This window comes from Sphingomonas sp. CCH5-D11, assembly GCF_001557395.1.
Classification (GTDB): Bacteria; Pseudomonadota; Alphaproteobacteria; order Sphingomonadales; family Sphingomonadaceae; genus Sphingomonas.
This window is the reverse complement of the sequence record NZ_LSKH01000121.1, coordinates 1-694: the sequence shown is the minus strand read 5'-3', so window position 1 is coordinate 694 and position 694 is coordinate 1. Positions and strand designations below refer to the sequence as shown.

Here is a 694-nt window from a genome sequence, read left to right as displayed (position 1 = left end):
TACGGCGGTTCGGACATTCGCCCCTGGTAAGGGGTGCCGACCACCCAAAGAGCGCGGACAAGGCTGCGGCTAGGCGGCGTTTTTCCGAGCAACACGGGTGGGTTCGCCGACTGAATCAGTTAAAAGTTCAACGTTGCTGCCGCGCAGCTACCGAGAACAGAAAACCCCCGCTCCAGATGCTGGACGGGGGTTTTCTTTTGAGCCTTACAGCCGGCCAAGCTCGGAAGAGCAGATGAATCAGGCCAGGCTGCGCGCCACTGCTTCATTGACGATCTTTCCCGCGCGGACGTTAAGGCCAGCTCCCAAGCCCGGGTCTTCTTCGCACGCAGCAATACCTTTATCGGCAAGCGCCAGACCATAAGGGAGCGTCGCGTTGTTCAAGGCATGACTGGATGTCAGCGGGACAGCACCCGGCATGTTCGCCACACAATAATGGATCACGCCGTCCACCTCATACGTGGGACTGGCGTGTGTGGTGGCATGACTGGTTTCAAAGCAACCACCCTGATCGATGGCGACATCGACCAGCACCGCCCGCTGCTTCATACTGCTCAGCATGTCACGCGTAACAAGTTTCGGAGCGGATGCCCCGGGGATCAGTACCGCCCCGATCACCGCATCGGCCTGGGCGATCGCCTGCTCGATCACCTCTAACGTCGAAAAGCGAGTCCGAACCCGCCCCTGAAACAGCTCG

1 protein-coding gene is annotated in these 694 nt (G+C 59.8%); it reads right to left on the bottom strand.

Features of this window, described 5'->3' with window-relative positions; genetic code table 11:
* Positions 1-237: 237 nt before the first annotated feature.
* On the bottom strand, positions 238-694 hold a 457-nt coding region (locus AX702_RS07880; RefSeq protein ID WP_443026289.1), incomplete at its 5' end, for an alanine dehydrogenase.